Below are 21,834 nucleotides of genomic sequence, written 5' to 3' on the forward strand. Positions count from 1 at the left end.
CCTCGTAGAAGGTTTCTCACGGGGCTAAATCCTCAGGCGTGAATGTCATCTTGAATGAACGATACGGAGCAAAATCGCTCGGCTTCATTCCCTGCATTTCTGTCAAACGTCCAATATTCTTGACCGCCGCTACAGCAGACGCATCAAACGGACCGTCACCACTGGACTTGGCCACGCTGGCCGAAGTCACCGTACCGTCCGGCAACATGCCGATTTGCAGCACGACCGTCATGCCTTTGCGGGCCGAAGGTGGACGAGCCCAGCCTTCCGCTGCACGAAGACGAATCAAATCATCAAAACTGCCGGCGACTTCGTCACCGCGTTCATCGGCCAAGGCCTGCTGACGCTGCGGCGTATCGGAAAGCAAATCTGCCAGGGCCTGGGCCTTTTTGTCTTCGGCGGATTTACGCGCCGCGTCCTGCGATTTTTTCTTCGCAGCATCGGCAGCAGCTTTCTTCTTCGCTTCCTCGGCGACTTTCTTCTTCGCCTCTTCAGCTTCAGCTTTCTTCTTGGCGTCTTCGGCGGCTTTCTTCTTCGCGTCTTCGACGATCTTTTTCTTCGCTTCTTCAGCAGCCGCTTTCTTGGCCTCTTCTTCAGCAGCCTTCTTGGCTTCTTCTTCCGCTTTCTTCTTGGCTATATCAGCCAATTGTTTCTCTTCTGCCTTCTTGGCTTCGGCGGTCTTCTTCGCTTCGTCGGCTTTCTTGGCTTCATCGGCCTTCTTGGCCTCATCAGCCTTTTTCGCCTCTTCCGCTTTCTTCGACTCGTCGGCCTTCTTGGCTTCCTCGGCCTTTTGAGCCGCGTCTTCTTTCTTTTGTTCCGCAGCCTTTATCGCTTCCTGCTCGACCTTCTTCTGTTCCAACTGCTCGACTTCGGTCTGGCGTGCGGCGGATTTCTTCGCCTCACCCGCAATCTTCTGATTGGTCTGGGTGGTTGCCTGACTTTTCGATTTCAGCTGGTACAGGGTCGCCTGGACAATCGGCTTGGCCGGCGGCAACTCCGGAGTAAAGGCAAAACTGACAAACAGCATGCCGAACACCAGCACGTGCAAGCCAATCGCCCAGACACTAGGCCAGAAGTAGCTTTCCGAGGCGGACGGCTCTCGCTGTTGCTGCATCAGGGCGCCTCGGTAATCAAGCCAACATTACCGACGCCGGCTTTCTGCAACCCGCCCATGGCGCCCATGACGGAGCCGTAGTCGACAGTCTTGTCGCCGCGAATGAAGACCTGGGTGCGCTTGCCGTTATCGTTACCGGCGGCAATGATCTTGGTTACTGCACTGGTCATTTGCGGCAGGGTCATGGCCCTGTCCTGTTGCTTCTCGGTGTCGACTTCGCTGCCAAGGTTCCAGTAATAGGTCTTGTCAGCCTTGATCGAAATGGTCAGGACCTGGGTGTTGTTGTCCTGCGGCAAGGCTTCGCTGGAAACCTTGGGCAGATCAACTTTCACGCCCTGATTGAGCATCGGCGCGGTCACCATGAAGATGACCAGCAGTACCAGCATCACGTCGATGTAAGGCACTACGTTCATCTCGGCAACCGGCTTGCGCTTTTTGCGAGCTCGAGCGATTAAAGCCATCTGGAAATTACCTGCTTATTCTTCGCTGGTGTGCACTTTGCGGTGCAGGATCGCCTGGAATTCATCGGCGAAGGTGTAGTAACGGCCCAGCAAGGTTTCACTGCGAGCAGCAAAACGGTTGTAAGCGATAACGGCTGGAATGGCCGCGAACAGGCCGATCGCGGTGGCGATCAGGGCTTCGGCGATACCCGGGGCAACGGTGGCCAGGGTCGCTTGCTGGGCAGTTGCCAGGCCACGGAAGGAGTTCATGATGCCCCAGACCGTACCGAACAGACCGATATACGGGCTCACGGAACCGACAGTGGCGAGGAACGGCAGGCTCTGCTCGAGCTTTTCTTCTTCACGGGAAATGGCCACGCGCATGGCACGGGCCACGCCTTCCATGACCGCCTCGGGATCGACCCCAGGCTGCTGGCGCAGACGGGAGAATTCCTTGAAGCCGGCGCGGAAGATCTGCTCGACACCGGAATCCGGGTCCGGGTTGCTACCCGCCTGACGGTAGAGTTTGGACAGGTCGATACCCGACCAGAAGCGCTCTTCGAAGCTCTCCAGGGCGCGTCGACCGGCGCGCAGCAGATTGCTGCGCTGAAAGATCATGATCCATGAGGTCACCGATGCGGCTACCAGGGTCAGCATTACCAGTTGCACCACGATACTGGCATTGCTGACCAGGCTCCACATGGAGGAATGGTCGACGACGTTAGCTTCCACGCTTTATCTCCTGCTTTGAGTGTGTACCCGCGCCGCTCACGGCGGCAAAGGCCGCTCGTAGAGCTTCGGGAATGGCCCGGGGTTTCAAACTTTCAGTGCGCACACAGGCCACCAGAAACTGCCCTTCGCAGAGCAGTGCATCATCCGTGGCCCGCCTGACCTGCTGCTTGAAGCGCAGGCTGGCACGGTTCAATTCGATTACTTCAGCGCTTACCAGCAGCTCGTCGTCCAGTCGCGCCGGCGCGTGGTAGCGCGCTTCGCTGGAATGCACGACGAACAACAGGTCCTCACCGGCAAGCTTGGATTGGGCAAAGCCCAGCTCTCGTAGCCGCTCGGTTCGAGCCCGTTCCATAAACTTGAGGTAATTGACGTAATACACGATGCCGCCCGCATCGGTGTCCTCGTAATAAACGCGACAACGATGTGCGAAAGGCTCAAGCCCGTTTTGCGCGCGCATACTCTAGTGCTTACTCCTCGGGTTGCCAATCCGGCCAGGCAACTGTTTTTCAATGTTCTGCGGCTTTCGCGCAAAAGTACGGTCCTGGGACCACACATTGCCCGAAAAAATCAGCCCGCAAAGTTAATTAATCGTCCACGGCATCAAGGAACTCGTCTACCACGGGCATTTCGCCCAATCGTGACGGAATGTTTAATCCGAAATGCAGGTACGCATGCCGGGTCACTACCCGCCCCCGCGGCGTGCGCATGATGTAGCCCTGCTGGATCAGGTACGGCTCCAGCACGTCTTCAATGGTGTGACGTTCTTCGCTGATCGCCGCGGCCAGACTATCCACCCCCACCGGCCCACCATCGAACTTCTCGATCATGGTCAGCAGCAGACGCCGGTCCTGGTGATCGAAACCACGCTCGTCGACATCCAGCAGGTTCAGGGCCAGGTCGGCAATCGGCTTGGTGATGTGGCCTTTGGCGCGTACTTCGGCGAAATCCCGCACCCGACGCAACAAACGGTTGGCAATCCGCGGCGTGCCACGGGCACGGCGAGCGATTTCAAAGGCGCCCTCCGGGTCCAGCGGCAGGCCGAGGATGTTCGCCGAACGACTGACAATCGTCGACAGGTCGGCGGTGCTGTAGAACTCCAGGCGCTGGACGATGCCGAAACGGTCACGCAACGGGTTGGTCAACATGCCCGCCCGGGTGGTCGCACCGACCAGGGTGAACGGTGGCAGATCGAGCTTGATCGACCGCGCGGCCGGCCCTTCGCCGATCATGATGTCGAGTTGGAAATCCTCCATGGCCGGGTACAGCACTTCCTCGACAATCGGCGACAGGCGATGGATTTCATCGATGAACAGCACGTCGTGGGGCTCAAGATTGGTCAGCAGCGCCGCCAGGTCACCTGGACGCTCGAGGACCGGGCCTGAGGTGCTCTTGATCGACACGCCCATTTCCTGGGCGATGATATTGGCCAGGGTGGTCTTGCCCAGGCCCGGCGGGCCGAAGATCAACGTGTGGTCCAGGGACTCGTTACGCCCGCGGGCAGCCTGGATGAACAACTCCATTTGCTCGCGAACGGTCGGCTGGCCAATGTACTCGGCCAGGCTGACGGGGCGTATCGCCCGGTCCTGGACTTCCTCGCGATCACGGGGGGCACCCGTGGCGGCGATCAGACGGTCAGCTTCAATCACTTAGATCATTCCCTTCAGGGCACGACGAATCAGGTCTTCGCTGCTCAAGCCTTTCTCCTTGATCGCGGAAATCGCCTTGCTGGCTTCCTGTGGCTTGTAGCCCAGGGAGATCAGCGCGCTGACCGCGTCGTTTTCGGCGCTGTTGACCGGCGCTGGCCCGTCCGGCTGGTTCGGCACCAGGGCAAACATGGCCGGCACGGTTTCCCAGGCCTTGAAGCGATCCTTGAGCTCAACCAGCAGGCGCTCAGCGGTTTTCTTGCCCACGCCCGGCACCTTGGTCAGCGCCGAGGTATCCTGGGACTGCACGCAACGCACCAGCTCGTCGACTTCCAGGCTCGACATCAGGGCCAGGGCCAGTTTCGGCCCTACACCATTGAGACGGATCAGTTCGCGAAAAAAGTCTCGCTCGCGCTTGCCGACGAAGCCATAGAGTAACTGCGCGTCTTCGCGTACGACCAGATGGGTGTGCAGCGTCAGTGGTTCACCGACCGACGGCAGGCGATAAAGCGTGGTCATGGGCACTTCAAGCTCATACCCCAGGCCATTTACATCCAGAATCAGGTGCGGCGGCTGTTTCTCAGCCAGTGTGCCGCGTAAGCGTCCAATCACGTTACAGATCCTTGAGCGTTGGCCAGCCCTGGGCCAGCGACTGAGAGAACAAGGGTTTTGCGCCGACAACCCAGGCGCATCACCCTCATTCCAGAAAAATGATTGCTGATGCTATCAGAGACGCAGGCGCCCGCCACGACTGCGTGCGGCGCCCAGGCCATGGGGCAACAGGCTGGAGCGGGTGTGCGCATGGCAAATGGCAATGGCCAGGGCGTCGGAGGCATCGATTTGCGGTTTGCTGGTCAGCTTGAGCATGTGCATGACCATCATTTGTACCTGCTCTTTGTTGGCCGCGCCGGTGCCGACGACCGCCTGCTTGACCTGGGTGGCCGTGTATTCGGCGATCTCCAGGCTTTCTTCCGCGCCAGCCACGATGGCCGCGCCACGGGCCTGCCCCAGCTTCAGGGCGGAGTCGGCATTGCGCGCCATGAACACCTTCTCGATGCCCATGGTGACAGGATGGTAGGTCTGAATGATCTCACGCACGCCGCGGTAGACAATCTGCAGGCGCTCATGCAGCTCGCCGGCACCGGTACGGATGCAGCCGGAGGCCACGTACTCGCAGCCACGTCCGGTATCGCGTACCACGCCATAACCGGTAATGCGCGAACCGGGGTCGATACCAAGAATTAAAGTCATAACGCCTATAACGCTGATGCGAGTATCCGAGGAAATTGTAGGAGCTGGCTTGCCAGCGAAGGCGGCCTCAAGACTTGCAAAAGTTCAAGGGCCTCTTCGCTGGCAAGCCAGCTCCTACAATGAGGGCGTAGCATTCAGCTTAGTTGTGCGGCGACCGACTCTGGAATGTCCGCATTGGAGTAGACGTTCTGCACATCATCCAGGTCTTCGAGCATGTCGATCAGCTTGAGAACTTTCTCGGCGCCTTCCAGGTCCAGCTCGGCGCTGGTGGTCGGCAGCATGACGATTTCCGCGTCATCGCCCTTGAACCCAGCCGCTTCCAGCGCATTGCGCACCGCGTAGAATCCGGTGAACGAGGTGAACACGTCGATAGAGCCGTCTTCGTGGCTGACTACGTCATCGGCGTCGGCTTCCAGGGCCGCTTCGGTCAAGGCATCTTCATCGACGCCTGGCGCAAAGCTGATTTGCCCCTTGCGTTCGAAAAGATAGGCCACCGAACCGTCGGTGCCGAGGTTGCCGCCGCACTTGCTGAACGCATGGCGAACTGCCGCCGCGGTACGGTTGCGGTTGTCGGTCATGCACTCGACCATCACCGCCACGCCGCCGGGGCCGTAACCTTCGTAGGTCAGCTCTTCGACGTTGTCGGCCTCGGTCGCACCGGCACCACGGGCAATGGCGCGATCGATGATGTCGCGGCTCATGTTCGCCCCAAGGGCCTTGTCCAGCGCCAGGCGCAGACGCGGATTCGAGCCCGGCTCGCCGCCACCCTGACGGGCCGCGACGGTCAGCTCACGAATCCACTTGGTGAAGATCTTGCCTCTCTTGGCATCCTGACGTTCTTTGCGGTGCTTGATGTTCGCCCACTTGGAATGACCTGCCATAACTCGCTCCGAATTCTCTTTGAAACATTGCCCGCCACGCTGCATCGCACCGGCCGGCAAACAAAAAATCTTGAACTGCTGTAGGTATAAAGAAAGGGCGCATCCGCAGATGCGCCCTCCTGAGCCTTACTCAGCCTTTGGCGTTTCGCGCAGACGAATGTGCAGTTCGCGCAATGCCTTGGCATCGACCTGGCCCGGTGCCTGAGTCATGACGTCCGCCGCGCTCTGGGTTTTCGGGAAGGCGATCACTTCACGGATCGACTGGGCGCCGGTCATCAGCATCACCAGACGGTCCAGGCCAAAGGCCAGGCCACCGTGCGGCGGCGCGCCGTATTTCAGGGCGTCGAGCAGGAAGCCGAATTTCTCTTCCTGTTCCGCTTCGTTGATACCCAACAGACGGAACACCGACTGCTGCATCTCTTTACGGTGGATACGGATCGAACCGCCACCCAGCTCGGTACCGTTCAAGACCATGTCGTAGGCGCGGGACAGAGCGCCAGCCGGGTTGGCTTCCAGCTCTGCCGGGGTGCACTTCGGCGCGGTGAACGGGTGGTGCAAGGCGGTGAAGCTGCCGTCGTCGTTTTCTTCGAACATCGGGAAGTCGACGACCCACATTGGCGCCCACTTGCAGGTCAGCAGCTCCAGGTCGTGGCCCAGCTTGATCCGCAGCGCGCCCAGGGCTTCGCTGACGATCTTGGCTTTGTCGGCACCGAAGAACACGATATCGCCGTCGACCGCACCGACGCGATCGAGGATCACGTTGAGGTTGGCTTCAGGAATGTTCTTCACGATTGGCGACTGCAGGCCCTCGACGCCTTTGGCGCGCTCGTTGACCTTGATGTACGCCAGGCCCTTGGCACCGTAGATGCCGACGAACTTGGTGTAATCGTCGATCTGCTTGCGCGGCATGCTCGCCCCGCCTGGAACGCGCAGGGCGGCAATGCGGCATTTAGGGTCGTTGGCCGGGCCGCTGAACACCTTGAAGTCGACTTCCTTGAGCTGGTCGGCAACGTCGACCAGTTCCAGCGGGTTACGCAGGTCCGGCTTGTCGGAACCGTAGCGGCGCATGGCCTCTTCGAAGGTCATGTGCGGGAACTCGCCGAATTCCAGGCCCAGCACTTCCTTGAACAGGTTGCGGATCATTTGCTCGGTCAGGCCCATGATCTCTTTTTCATCGAGGAAGCTGGTCTCGATGTCGATCTGGGTGAATTCCGGCTGGCGATCGGCACGCAGGTCTTCGTCGCGGAAGCACTTGGCGATCTGGTAGTAACGGTCGAAACCGGCGACCATCAGCAGTTGCTTGAACAGCTGCGGCGATTGCGGCAAGGCGAAGAACGAGCCGGCGTGGGTACGGCTAGGGACCAGGTAGTCGCGAGCACCTTCAGGGGTGGCACGGGTCAGGATCGGCGTTTCGACGTCGAGGAAGCCGTTCTCGTCGAGGAAGCGACGGATGCTGGTGGTCATGCGCGAACGCAGGCGCAGCTTTTCGGCCATTTCCGGACGACGCAGGTCGAGGAAGCGATAGCGCAGGCGGGTTTCTTCGCCGACGTCGGAGAACTCGTTCAGCGGGAACGGCGGGGTTTCCGACTCGTTCAGCACTTCCAGTTCATAGCCCAGGACTTCGATCATGCCAGACGCCATGTTGGCGTTGGTGGCACCGGCCGGACGCAGGCGAACCTTGCCGGTGATCTTCACGACGTACTCGCTGCGCACGCGATCGGCGGCGGCAAAGGATTCAGCGCGGTCCGGATCGAACACCACCTGGGCCAGACCGTCACGATCACGGATATCGAGGAAAATCACCCCACCGTGGTCACGACGACGGTGGACCCATCCGCAAAGGGTAATTTCCTGGCCTTCCAGGCTTTCGTTCAGTTGGCCGCAATAATGGCTGCGCATCATGGTAGTGGTTTCACTTCTCGTAATTCGACATTCGGTTGGAGAGCTCGCGTCGATCCGCTGACGGAAGACGCAAGAACTCGCGCGTGTGGTTCAACTCAGGTCCGCAACCCTAGTCAGCTTTGTCGCCGCCGGCCAGGTTCTTCTTGGAACCGGTCTTGAAATCGGTCTCGTACCAGCCGGTGCCGCTGAGGCGGAAACCTGGCATGGACAGCATCTTCTTAAGCTCTGGCGCCTGGCACGCAGGGCAGTCGACCAACGGTGCATCGCTGATCTTTTGAATGGCTTCCAACTGATGACCACAGGAAGCACATTGGTAATCGTACATCGGCATGGGGGTTGTCTCGGCGATCAGATTGCTACCGCACACGCTGGGTTTTGCGGCAAAGAGCGGGATTATATCCATTAAATGCAGCCTGTGCAGCCGTAAGACTGCACAGATCGACACGTTGCTCCTTCATTCATCCGGTTCAAGCCATGACCGGGTAACGCCCTTCCTTGCGGCTGTGGACAACACAGACCACCCGCACCAGCCCGCTGAAATTTCTCACCCCACCATGACGCAAATGCACTTCGCGATCGACATGGGACAGCAGCGCGCTGACCGAACAGCAATTGACCCTGGCCATGTCGCCCAAGATATCCCAATACACCTGTTCAAGCCGCAAACAGGTGGCAAAGCCATTCAATCGCACCGATCGCGATTGCGGCCGGGCCAGTCCCATATCGAACTCACTGACAAATGGGTCGATTCTTATATCCCTGGCCGAACCGATCCGCCCCTCGTCTCTTGCGCCTTCATATTGCATATCGCTGACACTCCTTTGCCATGTGCGGTTTCCATAAAAGCAATTGCATGCCTATAAAAACGTGAGGGCAAAGTTATAGCCAGATGACTTTAGGACCGTCCGCGTAGGATAAGCCAACAACTGAAGGCGGATAAGGGAGAGGGTCCTAGTCGAGCGCTTTTCTCACAGCTACAAGCGAAAAATCGCTCAATCGACAGGGCGTCTATCCGAAGAAAGGCAGCGCGCGAACAACAGTGCCATCCACGCGCTGGCGTATCACTGATCCAGCAGTGCGCGGAGCATCCACGCGGTTTTCTCGTGGACCTGCATGCGCTGGGTCAGCAGGTCAGCCGTAGGTTCGTCGCTGACCTTATCCAGCAGCGGGAAGATCCCCCGGGCGGTACGCGTGACAGCCTCCTGGCCCGCCACCAGTTGCCTGATCATGTCTTCGGCAGCAGGCACACCCTCTTCTTCCTTGATTGAGGACAGGCGCGCATAAACGGAATAGGCACCCGGCGCCGGAAATCCGAGCGCGCGAATGCGCTCGGCAATCGAATCGACCGCCAAAGCCAACTCGTTATATTGCTCCTCGAACATCAAATGCAGGGTGCGGAACATGGGACCCGTCACGTTCCAATGGAAGTTATGGGTCTTCAGGTAAAGCACATAGGTGTCCGACAGCAGCCGCGAAAGTCCGTCGACGATGGACTTGCGGTCCTCTTCACTGATACCGATATCGATTGCCATGTTTTTCCCCTAAAGGTGATGAAGTTCATCCAACAGGTGCAGGACCACTCTAGCAAGCCTGTCGCCAGGCTGCAGCCCGGAGGTCCTGCCATACGCCGACAAGAGGCCCCGATGCACCGCTGGACTCCTTGATTTGAGTAGGCTGCAGCTTTGCTGTTAAATAGGCAGCGTGTCGTCAGTGCCTATTTTTTCGGGCGCGGCGCATAGGCTGATACCGGGTACGTGTCCACCGCCTCTTATTTATTCCGAAGCGAACCGTGCGCCATCAGCTCTTCCTTGTGAGCTGTCTTAACGTGAGTTAATCAAAATGTTGAAAATCGTCCACCTGCTGATAGGCGCAGCGGCTTTGCTGCTGTCCTTCATCCCTAGCCTGCGATCCGAAGCCTTACCGTACCTGCAACAACCTGAAGCGCTTTACCTGGCCTTTTTCGGCCTGCTCAACCTGACGCTTGCCCCGGTTATCCCTTACTGGAACAAAGGCCCGCGCCATCAACTGCAAAACCTGGTCAGCGCCCTGCTGGTGCTGGCTGTCGCCCTGCAAACCGTGACACTGATCGCGGAGATGCCGGTCATTGCCGGTCAGCCTGCCGTGCTGTTCAGCCTGGTCGCAGCCTTTATCGCTGTTGCCCTGCACCTGGCCATCAGCTTCTACAAATCGTCACCGGCCGCCGCTTCGCCAAGCTATGACATGAGCAACCGCGATACCGGGACCGTCAAGTGGTTCAACACCTCCAAAGGCTTCGGCTTTATTTCCCGCGACTCCGGCGATGATATTTTCGTGCACTTCCGGGCCATTCGCGGTGAAGGCCATCGCGTTCTGGTCGAAGGTCAGCGCGTCGAGTTCTCCGTCATGAATCGTGACAAAGGCCTGCAAGCCGAAGACGTCATCGCCGCCCTGCCGCGTCGCTGATAGAAAGGCAATAAAAAAACCGCGAACATGTTCGCGGTTTTTTATTGCCTGCACTTTCAGTTAAAGGGCCGCGGCGCTCAATAATGCGGTGGCGGCGCTTCTTCTTCAAAAGACTCGAACTGGCCGACCATTTCCTCTTGCCGCTTGAGCAGCGCGGCCATCTGCAGCTGCAGGCGTTCGACCACCCGCTGCTGCGCCACCAGGACATCATTCAATGCCTGGATGGTGTCATCCTGAAACGCCAGTCGGCTTTCAAGGTCGGTTACGCGCTCTTCGAGGCTCATGGCTCAACCCTCCAAAAACTTGAAATCATCGGTCAACACCAGGCGCAGCCGTTCGCGAATCGCCGCGACCTGCTCTGCACTGTAGGGCCTGGCCGGATGCTTGCCCCAGACCGGCGCCGGCCAGGCCGCGTCTTCACGCTTGCGCACGATCACATGCATGTGCAACTGGCTGACCACGTTGCCCAGGGCAGCGACGTTCAGCTTGTCCGCATCGAACGAGTCCTTGAGCAGCTCTGACAACGCGGTCGTTTCCTGCCACAGCTGCTGCTGATCGGCGACACTCAACTGAAATATCTCACTGATATCGTCCCTGCGTGGCACCAGGATGAACCAGGGGTAGTTCGAGTCATTGGACAACAGCAACCGACAAAGCGGGAAATCACCGATCGGTAGTGTGTCTTGTTGAAGTCGTGGATCTAAAGCGAACACTGCGCGTACTCCCGCCAGGTCATCATTTTTCAGCTTAGCGCCCATCCAGAGAGATCGTACGCCAGGCCACCGGACGGCAGCATACCCTGCCGGCTTCACGGCGAACCACTGCCTGGACCACTCGAGGACCTACAAAGGGCTCAAGCCCGCCCCGAGATGAGACATTTTCTGCGAAAACGCACCAACACCGAACCAGACAGCTGATAAAAAACGCCGAAATGACCAGAAAACCAAGACCTGTTCACGCCACGCAAGACGCCCGACTGTGTGAATTCAGCACAGTCATAAAAATTTTTTGCACCAAAACCGCACAGCGCGTCTACGCTGAGTGCTTCGCATATCCGCCAATTACTCACTGGCGGGGTGAACCGGTAACGCTTTTGCATGTCATGCGACTCAACAGGAGGCTGAAACACGATGCCAACCATGGCGTCAAGCCCGAAGAAAAGAAGCATGAACCCCCCGGTTTCATGAGGTTTTTACCGCATCAGGCAGCCTGTCAGAAAAAAACATCGGTGGAGTTCTGATTTGTGCACGCTTGTTGCATTGTTACCCACATCGTCTATAAGGCACCGCGGGAAGCGGGCAGCCTCAAGACCAAAAAAACAGTGGCAGGGTAGCCCGATGGAGATTCAAACGTTTCACCAGGGACTCTTTTTATCGATGCGCCAGCCCAGAAAAACAGCATTAAAAGTTGTCAGTCCGGTTGCATCGGGGCTGTAAATTTGCGACATCTAGCTAGCCGTTTACGACAGGGTCGTAAAGAAGCTGAAAGGTTAGATGCGCAAGTATCGCCAACATTGTCGGCGTGATATAAGTTTGCGCCGACACAAAAAGAAAGAGCCGCCCAGATAATAAAACAGGTGGAGCGGCAGTACTCTTCTAAAAACCAAAGGAGCAAATCACGATGCGCGTGATGAAGTGGAGCATGATCGCACTGGCTGTTGCAGCAGGCACCTCGCAGTTCGCAATGGCGTCTTCCCAGGACGAATCCAAGGGTTTCATCGACGATTCGAGCCTGAAACTCAAAACCCGTTTTGAGTACATGAACCGCGACTTCAAGAATGGTGCAAGCAACCCTAGTTCCGGCACTGCCGGCTATCGTCAGGATTCCGGTCTGAGCCAATTGCTCACCTACGAGTCGGGCTTCACTCAAGGTATCGTTGGTTTCGGCCTCGACGCCATGGCCATGGGTTCGGTCAAGCTGGACGGCGGCTCGGGCAAGCGCGGTAACGGCCTGTTCGCCAACGACAGCGATGGCAACCCGGAAAAATCCCAGGGCAAGGTAGGCGGTGCAGTGAAACTGCGTCTGTCCGACACCACCCTGAAATACGGCCAGCAATTCGTTGCCAGCCCTGTATTCGCCACCGACGACAGCCGTCTGATCCCGGAAGTTGCTACCGGCACCCTGCTGACTTCCAAGGAAATCAAAGGCCTGGAACTGAGCGCTGGTCGCTTCACCGCGCTGAGCAAGCAAACCGGCATGGCCCGTGACAGCATCGGCGGCGTGTCCGATGAAGACGGCAACCACGGCAAAGGCCTGAGCGGCGGCATCAACATCTTCGGTGCCAGCTACGCCTTCACCGACAACTTCACCGCTGCACTGGCTGCATCGGATGCTGAAGAGTACTTCAAGAAGTACTACGCAAACCTGAACCTGACCCTGCCGATCAACGACGAACAGTCACTGAACTTCGACCTCAACGCTTACAAAACCAAAGGCGACAAGCGCGGCGACACCATTGACTTCCTCGGTGACGGCGTTCTGGGCGTGGACAACAACCTGTGGTCCCTGGCAGCGGCATATAGCCTGGGCGCTCACAAGTTCACCCTGGCCTACCAGCAGTCGAGCGGCGACAACGCTTACTACTACGGCGTTGACGGCAACAGCACCATCTTCGTATCCAACTCCATTCAGATCTCCGACTTCGTGGGCCGCGAGGAGAAATCCTACCAAGCTCGCTATGACCTGAACATGGCGACCTACGGCGTTCCTGGCCTGAGCTTCATGACCCGTTACGTAATGGGTGACAACATCAAGACCAACGGTCTGGGTGAAGGTAAGGAAAACGAGTGGAACCTGGAGTCCAAGTACGTCGTACAGGAAGGTCCAGCAAAAGACCTGTCGTTCCGTGCTCGTTTCGCCAACTACCGTTCGAACGGTGCATACAGTGCCTATTCGGCTGACAACTATGACACCCGCCTGATCATCGAGTACCCGCTGAGCATCCTGTAATCAGGGTGTAACACCGGAACTCCGTAGATCAAAAACCGCCCACCTCTTCCGGTGGGCGGTTTTTTTATGCCTGCCACACAGCAAACACTGCGGCAAGCAACTTGCGCGCATAACGTTAATACTTTTTTCAATGAACCGATCAATAGTCACAAAAAAACCCAAGAGACCATTAGCCTCTTGGGTTTACGCAGTAACAAACAGACTTACTGTACCGACGCTTCCTGAACCACGCGAACTACACGCTGGGGAAATGGAATGTCAATACCCGCCGTCTTCAAACGATCACGGGACTGTTCGTTAAACATGAACATCACATCCCAGTAATCCGCTGTTTTCACCCAGACCCGCAGGGAAACAGTGATCGAACTGTCACCCAGGGTCGAAATCACTGCCTGAGGCTCCGGATCGGCCAGCACCCGCGGATCCTTGGCCAGCTCGAGCAAGACTTCACGGGCCTTTTGCAAATCCGCTTCGTAATCGACACCCACATCAAACACCACCTTGCGGGTCGGTTGACGGTTGGTGTTGGTGATGATGCCATTAGACAGGTTGCCGTTAGGCACGATGATGGTCTTGTTGTCGCCGGTGCGCAGCACGGTATGGAAGATCTGGATGCTGTCGACGGTGCCGGCAACCCCCTGGGCTTCGATCCAGTCACCGATACGGAACGGACGGAACAGCAAGATCAGCACACCGCCGGCGAAGTTCGCCAGGCTGCCCTGCAACGCCAGGCCGATGGCCAGGCCCGCCGCACCGATCGCCGCCACGAACGAGGTGGTTTCCACACCGATCATCGACGCCACGCTGACAACCAGCAGGATCTTGAGAATGATGTTCGCCAGGCTGCTGATAAACCCTTGCAGGGCAAGGTCAGCATTACGCAGGGCGATCAGGCCGCCGAGCTTTTGCGTGACCTTGTTGATCAGCCACCAGCCGATCGCCAGGGTGATCACCGCCAAGAGCACACGGCTGCCGTATTCCATGATCATCGGGATCCAGGACTGCGACACCCTGACCAGGTTGTCTACTTCAGCATTCAAATCCATCTTGGTTCTCCTGATGTGCGGCTACGCGGCACACGAAAAATAAAGCGGCAGAAAGACCGAACCCTATCCGGATCAATCGTTTCTGCCGTTGCTTGGGCCTCGGACGCCGAAAACGCCAAGAGGTTCCGCCCAAAGTCAGTCGCGGAAGTTGTTGAACTGCAGCGGCATGCCGAATTCCTTGGCGCGCAACACAGCGATGGCTTCCTGCAGGTCGTCACGCTTCTTGCCGGTGATGCGCACTTGCTCGCCCTGGATGGCCGCCTGGACCTTGAGCTTGGCGTCCTTGACGTGAGCGACGATTTTCTTCGCCAGCTCCTTGTCGATGCCTTCCTTGAGCACAGCGTCCTGCTTCATCAGCTTGCCCGATGCGAACGCGTCCTTGACCTCAAGGCACTGCACATCGATCTTGCGCTTGACCAGGGCCAGCTTGAGGATCTCAATCATCGCTTCGAGCTGGAAATCCGCTTCGGCGGTCAGGTTGACGGTCAGGTCCTTTTCCTTGAACTCGAAGCTGCCTTTGCCTTTCAGGTCATAACGACGATCGAGTTCCTTGACGGCGTTCTCGACCGCGTTGGTGACTTCGTGTTTGTCCAGTTCGGATACCACGTCGAACGACGGCATGTAATCTCTCCAATAAATAGGGCACGCTCAATCAAGAGGGAGCACGCCTGGCTTGCGGTTAAAATCCGCGCTGATTATAACGGGTCTTTCCCATCATTCACTGCGAGCCTCCCATGCGCGCCTCAAACAGAGCAAAAAGCTGATGTCCACCACCTGGCATGTTCTAGGCGCCGGTAGCCTCGGTACGTTGTGGGCCACCCGTCTGGCGCGGGCCGCAGTACCGGTGCGACTGATCCTGCGTGACGCGGCGCGGTTGCAGGCGTACGAGGCGGCAGGCGGCTTGACCCTGGTCGAACAGGGCCAGGCACAGCTCTACCCGGTGAGCGCCGAAACGGCGGACAGTACCACCCCGATCCATCGCCTGCTGGTCGCCTGCAAGGCCTATGACGCGGACCAGGCCGTGGCACAACTGTCACCGCGCCTGGCGCCCGGCGCCGAGCTGATCCTGTTGCAGAACGGCTTGGGCAGCCAGGACGCCGTGGCGGCGCAAGTGCCGCAGGCGCGCTGCATTTACGCCTCAAGCACGGAAGGCGCCTTTCGCGACGGTGACTGGCGCGTGGTCTTCGCCGGGCACGGGTTCACCTGGCTGGGCGATGCCGGGCATCCCGTCGCTCCGATCTGGCTGGACGACCTCGACGCCGCGGGCATTCCCCATGAGTGGAGCACCGAAATCCTCACCCGGTTGTGGCGCAAACTGGCCCTCAACTGCGCGATCAATCCGTTGACGGTCCTGCACGATTGCCGCAATGGCGGGTTGCAGGAGCACCACTGTGAGGTCGCCACCCTGTGTGGCGAACTGATCGAGCTGCTTGAGCGTTGCGGCCAGCCGGCAGCCGCGGAAAACCTGCAACAGGAGGTTGAACGGGTGATTCACGCGACCGCCGCCAACTACTCCTCGATGTACCAGGACGTCAGCAACCGGCGCCGCACCGAAATCAGTTACCTGCTGGGGCATGCCTGTAAAGTCGCCACCCGGCATCAACTGAACCTGCCGCACCTCAATCAGCTCGAGTCGAGGTTGATCGCACGCCTGCACAGCCTTGGATTGCCCAGCGACTGAGCAGCGGCTACGCTGGCCACTTGTTCCTTTGCAGCGATAAACCTGATGCCATTGCGCCAGCGTCTTGAAAACCTCCCTGTCGGCCAGAAACTGCTGGCCGCCCTGTTGGTGCTGTTGACCACCGTCCTGCTGGTTGCCAACCTGACCTTTATCAGCGCCGCGTACTACATCTCCCAGGAAAGCATGGCGCCCCAGGCTCTGCAGACCATCGGCCGGCTGGTCTCCAACCCGAGCCTGGTGTCCGAAGCGCTGCAGTCACCGCAAAGCGCGCAACGCCTGCTCGATGAGCTCGACAGCTATTCCCCGCTGCGGGCTGCGGCCCTGTATGACGGCAAGGGCGAGCGCCTGGCGCAGTTGCAACACGGCGATCACCTGAGCCTGCCCAAGCGTTACCGGCACATCGAATCCTGGCAAGTCACCGAGTTTCGCAGCAACCAGGTCATCACCCTGCCCCGCCCCGGCAGCGCACCCGGCCACCTTTTGCTGGTGGCCAGCAGCGAACTGCCCATGGCGTTCTATACCGGCACCCTGACCGCCAGCCTGGGCATCCTGATTTTCAGCGTGCTGCTGTGGCTGATCATCGCGCGGCAGATCAAACGCCTGATTACCCAGCCGATTCATCAGCTGGAAGAACTGTCCCGGCAAGTGACCCGGGAAGAGAACTACGCCCTGCGAGCCTCCCGGGGCAACCACGATGAAATCGGCAGCCTGGCCGAAGCGTTCAACACCATGCTCTCGCGGATCGAGGCGCGGGAGCAGCAACTCAAGCGCGCCCGTGACGACTCCCAGGCCGCCTATGACCAGGCCCAGGGCCTGGCCGAAGAAACCCGCCACACCAATCGCAAGCTGGAACTGGAGGTCCAGGTACGCAGCAAGATCGAGAAAAAACTCACGGGGTTCCAGAATTACCTCAACAGCATCATCGACTCCATGCCTTCGGCGCTGATCGCCCTCGACGAACAGCTCTACGTGACGCAGTGGAACCAGGAAGCCAGCGCCCTTTCCGGCACGCGACTGGACGAAGCCCTGAACCAGCCGATCTTCCTCGCCTTCGAACCGCTCAAGCCTTTCCTGCCGCAGCTCAAGCAAACCGTCGAGCAGCACACGGTGGCCAAGATCGAGCGCGTGACCTGGGTCAAGGACGATGAACCGCGCCACTACGCCCTGACCTTTTATCCGCTGATGGGGGGTGCCGGGCGAGGCGTGGTGATCCGCATCGACGACATCACCCAGCGCCTGTCCCTTGAGGAAATGATGGTGCAGTCGGAAAAAATGCTTTCCGTCGGTGGCCTCGCCGCCGGCATGGCCCACGAAATCAACAACCCCCTCGGTGCAATCCTGCACAACGTGCAGAATATCCGCCGTCGGCTGTCCCCTGAACTACCGAAGAACCTGGAACAGGCCGAGCAGGTCGGCATCGAGCTGTCGACCGTCAACCAGTACCTGCAAGCGCGGGAAGTACCGCAGCTGCTCGACGGCATCCAGCAGGCCGGTGCACGGGCGGCTAAAATCGTCACGCACATGCTCAGTTTCAGTCGCCGCAGCACCCGACAAATGGCCCCGTGCGACCTGCCGGCGCTGATCGATCAGGCGGTGGAAATCGCCGGAAACGACTTCGACCTGGCCATCGGTTTCGACTTCAAGGGCCAGGCGATCATTCGCCAGTTCGACCCGGCGCTGGGGCCTGTACCCGGTACCGCCAACGAATTGGAACAGGTGCTGCTCAACCTGCTGAAAAACGCCGCGCAAGCCATCCACTTGCGTGAAGACGACCGTGAACCCGGGCGAATCATCCTGCGCACCCGGCTCAATCCACCCTGGGCGGAAATCCAGGTCGAGGACAACGGCATCGGCATGAGCGAAAGCGTGCGCAAGCGCACCTTCGAACCGTTTTTCACCACCAAGGAAATCGGCCAGGGCACCGGCCTCGGCTTGTCGGTCTCGTACTTCATCATCACCAACAACCACAAGGGCCAGATGGAAGTGCAATCGACCCTGGGCCAAGGCACCTGCTTTACCCTGCGCCTGCCATTGGCGAGCACCCCGCTCGTCTCTCATGAACTCAACCAGCTATCGAGGTAACCATGGGCTTTCGCCTGTCGAAGATTTACACCCGCACCGGCGACAAAGGCGAAACCGGCCTGGGCGACGGTCGCCGCGTGCCCAAGGACCACCCACGGATCGAGGCCATTGGCGAGGTGGATACGCTGAACAGTCAGGTCGGCGTATTACTGGCCGGACTGGCGGCAGAAAGTGCCCGGTATCCGGGGTTGCAGGAAGTAATCGAGGTATTGGCGCCTTGTCAGCACCGGTTGTTTGACCTCGGCGGTGAGCTGGCGATGCCGGAGTATCAGGCGTTGAACGCCGGTGAAATCGAGCGCCTGGAGGCGGCGATTGATGTGTGGAATGAAGAGCTGGGGCCGCTGGAGAATTTCATCTTGCCGGGTGGTTCGGCGTTGATTGCCCAGGCCCATGTCTGCCGGAGCCTGGCGCGCGGTGCCGAGCGCCGCTGTCAGCATTTGAATGCGCTTGAGCCGTTGGCCGGGGTGGGTTTGGCGTATATCAATCGGTTGTCGGATTTGTTGTTTGTGGTGGCGCGGGTGATTGCCCGGCGGCAGGGGGTTGCGGAGATTTTGTGGCAGCCGGCGGCTAAACCTGAAGTTTAGTCGGCGTCTGTCAGACCCTCATCGCCAGCAGGCTAGCTCCCACAGTGGATTTGTGGCGCACACAAAACCTGTGGGAGCTAGCCTGCTGGCGATGAGGCCCTCTGCTTCATAGGAAAATCAGGCTTCAGGCCAGAACGCCCGAATCCCCGCCACACCTTGGGCACCGGCAGCCCATGCCTTATGAACTTCCGCCGGACCAACGCCGCCCAGCAGAAACACCGGCTTGCTGAAGCCTTCGATCAAGCTCGAAGCCTGCTCCCAACCCAGCGGCTGCGCGCCTGGATGAGTCAGGGTCGGCTGCACCGGCGACAAGGTCACGAAGTCGACGCCCATCTCCTCGGCCAACGCCAATTCCTCGGCGTTATGACAGGACGCGGCCAACCAGCGCGATGCGGGCAGCGGTCGACCGGCGGCCGCGTACTTGCGCAACTGCGCCGAGGTGATGTGCCAACCGGCGGAAGGAAAATCCCCCAACCACTCGAACGGCCCCTTGATCATCAACTGCGCCTTGCCAGCACACAGCCCTGCCGCATCCACGGCCAGGTCGCGGTACTTGGGGTCATAACCATTCGGCGCGCGCAACTGGATCAGCTTGATACCACCCGCGATGGCTTTCTGGATACCCCGCAGCAAGGCCGGGGTTTCCAGGTCTTCCGGGGTAATCAGGTATTGCTCGGGCAAGCGGGCAGCCGCCACGATTGGCCGGTTGGCTTCAGGGAATTCGTAACCCGACAGGTCACGCGCCGACACCCAGGCCAATGGCTGGCCTTCGGCGCCGTGCGGCTCGCCGGTGAACGCCGAGACTTCCCAGACATCCAGCAACACCTGTTTGTCCGGGTAATCATGGCGGACCTTGATCAGCGGGCGCGCCGCGCCGACCACAATACCCAGTTCTTCCTGCAGCTCACGGGCCAAGGCGCTTTCAACCGACTCGTCGGCCTCGACCTTGCCACCGGGAAACTCCCACAGGCCGCCTTGGTGCTGAGTGTCGGCACGCCGGGCGATAAGGATCTTGCCGCTGTCATCACGGATGACGGCGGCCGCTACGTGTACTCGTTTCACCGCTCGATTTCCTCCAGTCCGGCCTTCTGCCAGGCCTTGAAGGCTGGCCATTGGTAGATGGTTTGAACATAGGCTTCGTCAGCCTCGGGCAGCTTCACCTGATAGGTGCGCAGGCGCACGGCAATCGGTGCGAAGAATGCATCGGCCAGGGTTACGCGGCCAAACAGGTACGGACCACTTTCGGTCGCGGCGGCGCGGCACTCGGCCCACAGGGCGGACATGCGCTCGATGTCGGCCTGGACATCCGCCGGTGTCGGTGTCAGCGGTGCATCATGGCTCAAATCAAACGGCATGTTGCCGCGCATCGCGAAGAAACCGCTGTGCATCTGCGCACACGCCGAACGCGCCTGGGCGCGAGCGCCAACGTCCTTGGGCCAGAGGCCAGCGTCGGGAAACTGTTCCGCCAGGTATTCGGCAATCGCCAGGGAATCGGCGATGGTGCCATGCTCGGTCTTCAACAGCGGGACCTTGCCGGTCGGCGAGTGTTTGAGCAGGCGTTCGCGGGTGTCCGGCTGGTTCAGCTTGATCAGTTCTTCGGTGTAGGGGGCGCCGGCCAGATCAAGGGCCAGGGCGCCGCGCAGGGACCAGGAGGAAAGCAGTTTGTCGCCGATGATCAGGTGCAGGCTCATGTTCAAGCGTCCTTAAGCTAAAGGGATGCCTGTAGGAGCTGGCTTGCCAGCGATAACGGTAGCGGCCTCAACACATCTATCGGGGCAGAGGACGCCTTCGCCGGCAAGCCGGCTCCTACAGTTTCTGCAACGTTACGTACGGTACTCGGCGTTGATCTTCACGTATTCGTGGGACAGGTCGGTGGTCCAGATGGTTTCGCTGCAATCACCGCGACCCAGCTCGATACGGATGGTGATTTCTTCCTGTTGCATCACCGCCGCGCCCTGGGCTTCGGTGTAGGTCGCAGCGCGGGCGCCATGGCTGGCGATGCACACTTCACCGAGGAACACATCGATCTTGCTCACGTCCAGGTTCGGCACGCCGGCACGACCGACAGCCGCGAGGATGCGACCCCAGTTCGGGTCGGACGCGAACAGTGCGGTCTTGATCAATGGCGAGTGGGCCACGGTGTAGCCAACGTCCAGGCATTCCTGGTGATTGCCGCCGCCGTTGACTTCAACGGTGACGAATTTGGTCGCGCCTTCGCCGTCGCGAACGATCGCCTGGGCCACTTCCATGCACACTTCGAACACCGCTTGCTTGAGCTTGGCGAACAACTCGCCTTCGGCACGGGTGATTTCCGGCAGTGCCGCCTGACCAGTGGCGATCAGCATGCAGCAGTCGTTGGTCGAGGTGTCGCCGTCGATGGTGATGCGGTTGAACGACTTGTTGGCGCCGTCCAGCATCAGGTTCTGCAACACGTCGCGGGCGACCTTGGCGTCGGTAGCGATGTAACCGAGCATGGTCGCCATGTTGGGACGAATCATGCCCGCACCCTTGCTGATGCCGGTGACGGTGATGGTCACGCCGTCATGCTGGAACTGGCGGCTGGCACCCTTTGGCAGGGTGTCGGTGGTCATGATGCCGGTGGCAGCAGCTTCCCAGTTGTTCTCCGACAGATCGTCGAGGGCGGCTTGCAGTGCACCTTCGATTTTCTCGACCGGCAGTGGTTCGCCGATTACCCCGGTGGAGTACGGCAGCACCAGGCTGGCATCGACACCGGTCAGCTCGGCCAGTTTGGCGCAAGTACGCTCGGCCGCGGCCAGGCCCGGCTCACCGGTACCGGCGTTGGCATTGCCGGTATTGGTCAACAGGTAACGCACCGGGCCTTGCACGCGCTGCTTCGCCAGGATCACCGGGGCTGCGCAGAAGGCGTTCAGGGTGAATACGCCCGCCACCGTGGAGCCTTCGGCACAACGCATGACCACAACATCCTTGCGGCCCGGGCGCTTGATACCGGCCGAGGCGATACCGAGTTCAAAACCGGCAACCGGGTGCAACGTTGGCAAAGGACCAAGACCAACAGCCATGAATGCGTTCCTCTATAGATGATGTCTGCACCGCTTCAGCAAAAGC

At 59.4% G+C, this 21,834-nt stretch carries 25 protein-coding genes; 5 read left to right on the plus strand and 20 right to left on the minus strand.

Going from position 1 to position 21,834, the window contains the following annotated elements; all coding sequences use genetic code 11:
• Positions 1 to 16 precede the first annotated feature (16 nt).
• From tolA to SOP85_RS11055, 12 genes are all read right to left on the minus strand, one after another.
• Positions 17 to 1,114 carry a cell envelope integrity protein TolA gene (gene tolA, locus SOP85_RS11000; protein WP_274074366.1) on the minus strand — a complete coding sequence of 366 codons (1,098 nt, stop codon included), beginning with the start codon at positions 1,112 to 1,114 and terminating at the stop codon, positions 17 to 19.
• Positions 1,114 to 1,566 carry a protein TolR gene (gene tolR, locus SOP85_RS11005; RefSeq protein ID WP_162279067.1) on the minus strand — a complete coding sequence of 151 codons (453 nt, stop codon included), beginning with the start codon at positions 1,564 to 1,566 and terminating at the stop codon, positions 1,114 to 1,116. Before tolR ends, tolA begins: the two co-directional genes overlap by 1 nt.
• Positions 1,567 to 1,590: 24 nt before the next feature.
• Positions 1,591 to 2,286 carry a protein TolQ gene (gene tolQ / locus SOP85_RS11010; RefSeq protein WP_007995636.1) on the minus strand — a complete coding sequence of 232 codons (696 nt, stop codon included), beginning with the start codon at positions 2,284 to 2,286 and terminating at the stop codon, positions 1,591 to 1,593.
• The gene (ybgC, locus tag SOP85_RS11015; RefSeq protein WP_274074365.1) at positions 2,276 to 2,743 is read right to left on the minus strand and encodes a tol-pal system-associated acyl-CoA thioesterase; all 468 of its coding nucleotides are present in this window, start codon (positions 2,741 to 2,743) and stop codon (positions 2,276 to 2,278) included. The genes tolQ and ybgC overlap by 11 nt, the downstream gene beginning before the upstream one ends.
• 127 nt (positions 2,744 to 2,870) lie before the next feature.
• On the minus strand, positions 2,871 to 3,932 hold the full coding sequence (gene ruvB / locus SOP85_RS11020) for a Holliday junction branch migration DNA helicase RuvB (protein WP_046818807.1): 1,062 nt from the start codon (positions 3,930 to 3,932) through the stop codon (positions 2,871 to 2,873).
• Entirely contained in the window at positions 3,933 to 4,541 is a 609-nt protein-coding gene (gene ruvA / locus SOP85_RS11025; protein ID WP_046818808.1) for a Holliday junction branch migration protein RuvA, read from the minus strand.
• Positions 4,542 to 4,655: 114 nt separating this feature from the next.
• The gene (gene ruvC, locus SOP85_RS11030; protein WP_008015799.1) at positions 4,656 to 5,180 is read right to left on the minus strand and encodes a crossover junction endodeoxyribonuclease RuvC; all 525 of its coding nucleotides are present in this window, start codon (positions 5,178 to 5,180) and stop codon (positions 4,656 to 4,658) included.
• Positions 5,181 to 5,314: 134 nt separating this feature from the next.
• Positions 5,315 to 6,061, minus strand: coding sequence for a YebC/PmpR family DNA-binding transcriptional regulator (locus tag SOP85_RS11035; RefSeq protein ID WP_323607805.1), 747 nt, complete (start codon positions 6,059 to 6,061; stop codon positions 5,315 to 5,317).
• A gap of 126 nt (positions 6,062 to 6,187) precedes the next feature.
• The gene (aspS, locus tag SOP85_RS11040) at positions 6,188 to 7,963 is read right to left on the minus strand and encodes an aspartate--tRNA ligase (RefSeq protein WP_274074363.1); all 1,776 of its coding nucleotides are present in this window, start codon (positions 7,961 to 7,963) and stop codon (positions 6,188 to 6,190) included.
• 109 nt (positions 7,964 to 8,072) lie between these two features.
• Positions 8,073 to 8,294 carry an FmdB family zinc ribbon protein gene (locus SOP85_RS11045; RefSeq protein ID WP_007977333.1) on the minus strand — a complete coding sequence of 74 codons (222 nt, stop codon included), beginning with the start codon at positions 8,292 to 8,294 and terminating at the stop codon, positions 8,073 to 8,075.
• Between the two features lie 136 nt (positions 8,295 to 8,430).
• On the minus strand, positions 8,431 to 8,769 hold the full coding sequence (locus tag SOP85_RS11050; RefSeq protein WP_274074362.1) for a ribbon-helix-helix domain-containing protein: 339 nt from the start codon (positions 8,767 to 8,769) through the stop codon (positions 8,431 to 8,433).
• 255 nt (positions 8,770 to 9,024) lie between these two features.
• On the minus strand, positions 9,025 to 9,495 hold the full coding sequence (locus SOP85_RS11055; protein ID WP_180205182.1) for a Dps family protein: 471 nt from the start codon (positions 9,493 to 9,495) through the stop codon (positions 9,025 to 9,027).
• 307 nt (positions 9,496 to 9,802) lie between these two features.
• Between SOP85_RS11055 and SOP85_RS11060 the strand changes: the two genes are divergently transcribed.
• Positions 9,803 to 10,405 carry a cold-shock protein gene (locus SOP85_RS11060; RefSeq protein ID WP_274074361.1) on the plus strand — a complete coding sequence of 201 codons (603 nt, stop codon included), beginning with the start codon at positions 9,803 to 9,805 and terminating at the stop codon, positions 10,403 to 10,405.
• A 77-nt stretch (positions 10,406 to 10,482) separates the two neighbouring features.
• Here the strand turns inward: SOP85_RS11060 and SOP85_RS11065 are convergent, their stop codons facing one another.
• From SOP85_RS11065 to SOP85_RS11075, 3 genes are all read right to left on the minus strand, one after another.
• Entirely contained in the window at positions 10,483 to 10,689 is a 207-nt protein-coding gene (locus SOP85_RS11065; RefSeq protein WP_007977339.1) for a SlyX family protein, read from the minus strand.
• A 3-nt stretch (positions 10,690 to 10,692) separates the two neighbouring features.
• Entirely contained in the window at positions 10,693 to 11,118 is a 426-nt protein-coding gene (locus tag SOP85_RS11070; RefSeq protein ID WP_323607807.1) for an HIT domain-containing protein, read from the minus strand.
• Positions 11,119 to 11,258: 140 nt separating this feature from the next.
• On the minus strand, positions 11,259 to 11,573 hold the full coding sequence (locus tag SOP85_RS11075) for a hypothetical protein (protein WP_323626956.1): 315 nt from the start codon (positions 11,571 to 11,573) through the stop codon (positions 11,259 to 11,261).
• Between the two features lie 452 nt (positions 11,574 to 12,025).
• On the opposite strand from SOP85_RS11075, the gene SOP85_RS11080 reads away from it, so the two are divergent.
• Entirely contained in the window at positions 12,026 to 13,354 is a 1,329-nt protein-coding gene (locus SOP85_RS11080) for an OprD family porin (RefSeq protein WP_323626957.1), read from the plus strand.
• 203 nt (positions 13,355 to 13,557) lie between these two features.
• Here SOP85_RS11080 and SOP85_RS11085 read toward each other — a convergent pair whose 3' ends face one another.
• Both SOP85_RS11085 and SOP85_RS11090 read right to left on the minus strand, forming a co-directional pair.
• Entirely contained in the window at positions 13,558 to 14,400 is an 843-nt protein-coding gene (locus SOP85_RS11085; RefSeq protein WP_274074357.1) for a mechanosensitive ion channel family protein, read from the minus strand.
• Between the two features lie 135 nt (positions 14,401 to 14,535).
• Entirely contained in the window at positions 14,536 to 15,021 is a 486-nt protein-coding gene (locus SOP85_RS11090; protein WP_007990750.1) for a YajQ family cyclic di-GMP-binding protein, read from the minus strand.
• A gap of 142 nt (positions 15,022 to 15,163) precedes the next feature.
• Here SOP85_RS11090 and SOP85_RS11095 point away from each other — a divergent pair, with 142 nt between their 5' ends.
• Genes SOP85_RS11095 through SOP85_RS11105 form a run of 3 tightly spaced genes read left to right on the plus strand, consistent with a single transcriptional unit; the run spans position 15,164 to position 18,747 of the window.
• A complete protein-coding gene (locus tag SOP85_RS11095; protein ID WP_323626959.1) occupies positions 15,164 to 16,081 on the plus strand; it encodes a putative 2-dehydropantoate 2-reductase in 918 nt (305 codons plus the stop codon).
• A 45-nt stretch (positions 16,082 to 16,126) separates the two neighbouring features.
• On the plus strand, positions 16,127 to 18,163 hold the full coding sequence (locus SOP85_RS11100; protein WP_323626960.1) for a sensor histidine kinase: 2,037 nt from the start codon (positions 16,127 to 16,129) through the stop codon (positions 18,161 to 18,163).
• A gap of 2 nt (positions 18,164 to 18,165) precedes the next feature.
• The gene (locus SOP85_RS11105) at positions 18,166 to 18,747 is read left to right on the plus strand and encodes a cob(I)yrinic acid a,c-diamide adenosyltransferase (RefSeq protein WP_274074354.1); all 582 of its coding nucleotides are present in this window, start codon (positions 18,166 to 18,168) and stop codon (positions 18,745 to 18,747) included.
• A gap of 117 nt (positions 18,748 to 18,864) precedes the next feature.
• Here SOP85_RS11105 and SOP85_RS11110 read toward each other — a convergent pair whose 3' ends face one another.
• The 3 genes from SOP85_RS11110 to argJ form a co-directional block, all read right to left on the minus strand.
• Positions 18,865 to 19,809 carry a Nudix family hydrolase gene (locus tag SOP85_RS11110; protein WP_323626961.1) on the minus strand — a complete coding sequence of 315 codons (945 nt, stop codon included), beginning with the start codon at positions 19,807 to 19,809 and terminating at the stop codon, positions 18,865 to 18,867.
• Positions 19,806 to 20,438: a glutathione S-transferase family protein gene (locus SOP85_RS11115; protein ID WP_323607814.1), complete on the minus strand. Its 633-nt coding sequence runs from the start codon at positions 20,436 to 20,438 to the stop codon at positions 19,806 to 19,808. The genes SOP85_RS11110 and SOP85_RS11115 overlap by 4 nt, the downstream gene beginning before the upstream one ends.
• A 132-nt stretch (positions 20,439 to 20,570) precedes the next feature.
• Entirely contained in the window at positions 20,571 to 21,788 is a 1,218-nt protein-coding gene (argJ, locus tag SOP85_RS11120) for a bifunctional glutamate N-acetyltransferase/amino-acid acetyltransferase ArgJ (RefSeq protein WP_323626962.1), read from the minus strand.
• Between the last annotated feature and the right edge of the window lie 46 nt (positions 21,789 to 21,834).

Source organism: Pseudomonas sp. YuFO20 (genome assembly GCF_035064975.1).
Classification (GTDB): domain Bacteria; phylum Pseudomonadota; class Gammaproteobacteria; order Pseudomonadales; family Pseudomonadaceae; genus Aquipseudomonas; species Aquipseudomonas putida_AE.

Bases quoted from the DNA above. Each gene is read 5' to 3' on its own strand.
- SOP85_RS11060 (WP_274074361.1), top strand. From the start codon at position 9,803: ATGTTGAAAATCGTCCACCTGCTGATAGGCGCAGCGGCTTTGCTGCTG.
- SOP85_RS11100 (WP_323626960.1), top strand. From the start codon at position 16,127: ATGCCATTGCGCCAGCGTCTTGAAAACCTCCCTGTCGGCCAGAAACTG.
- tolA (WP_274074366.1), bottom strand. From the start codon at position 1,114: ATGCAGCAACAGCGAGAGCCGTCCGCCTCGGAAAGCTACTTCTGGCCT.
- SOP85_RS11085 (WP_274074357.1), bottom strand. From the start codon at position 14,400: ATGGATTTGAATGCTGAAGTAGACAACCTGGTCAGGGTGTCGCAGTCC.
- argJ (WP_323626962.1), bottom strand. From the start codon at position 21,788: ATGGCTGTTGGTCTTGGTCCTTTGCCAACGTTGCACCCGGTTGCCGGT.
- SOP85_RS11075 (WP_323626956.1), bottom strand. From the start codon at position 11,573: ATGCTTCTTTTCTTCGGGCTTGACGCCATGGTTGGCATCGTGTTTCAG.
- ybgC (WP_274074365.1), bottom strand. From the start codon at position 2,743: ATGCGCGCGCAAAACGGGCTTGAGCCTTTCGCACATCGTTGTCGCGTT.
- SOP85_RS11050 (WP_274074362.1), bottom strand. From the start codon at position 8,769: ATGCAATATGAAGGCGCAAGAGACGAGGGGCGGATCGGTTCGGCCAGG.
- SOP85_RS11045 (WP_007977333.1), bottom strand. From the start codon at position 8,294: ATGCCGATGTACGATTACCAATGTGCTTCCTGTGGTCATCAGTTGGAA.
- SOP85_RS11090 (WP_007990750.1), bottom strand. From the start codon at position 15,021: ATGCCGTCGTTCGACGTGGTATCCGAACTGGACAAACACGAAGTCACC.
- ruvC (WP_008015799.1), bottom strand. From the start codon at position 5,180: ATGACTTTAATTCTTGGTATCGACCCCGGTTCGCGCATTACCGGTTAT.
- SOP85_RS11035 (WP_323607805.1), bottom strand. From the start codon at position 6,061: ATGGCAGGTCATTCCAAGTGGGCGAACATCAAGCACCGCAAAGAACGT.
- SOP85_RS11115 (WP_323607814.1), bottom strand. From the start codon at position 20,438: ATGAGCCTGCACCTGATCATCGGCGACAAACTGCTTTCCTCCTGGTCC.
- SOP85_RS11055 (WP_180205182.1), bottom strand. From the start codon at position 9,495: ATGGCAATCGATATCGGTATCAGTGAAGAGGACCGCAAGTCCATCGTC.
- SOP85_RS11080 (WP_323626957.1), top strand. From the start codon at position 12,026: ATGCGCGTGATGAAGTGGAGCATGATCGCACTGGCTGTTGCAGCAGGC.
- SOP85_RS11065 (WP_007977339.1), bottom strand. From the start codon at position 10,689: ATGAGCCTCGAAGAGCGCGTAACCGACCTTGAAAGCCGACTGGCGTTT.
- SOP85_RS11095 (WP_323626959.1), top strand. From the start codon at position 15,164: ATGTCCACCACCTGGCATGTTCTAGGCGCCGGTAGCCTCGGTACGTTG.
- SOP85_RS11105 (WP_274074354.1), top strand. From the start codon at position 18,166: ATGGGCTTTCGCCTGTCGAAGATTTACACCCGCACCGGCGACAAAGGC.
- aspS (WP_274074363.1), bottom strand. From the start codon at position 7,963: ATGATGCGCAGCCATTATTGCGGCCAACTGAACGAAAGCCTGGAAGGC.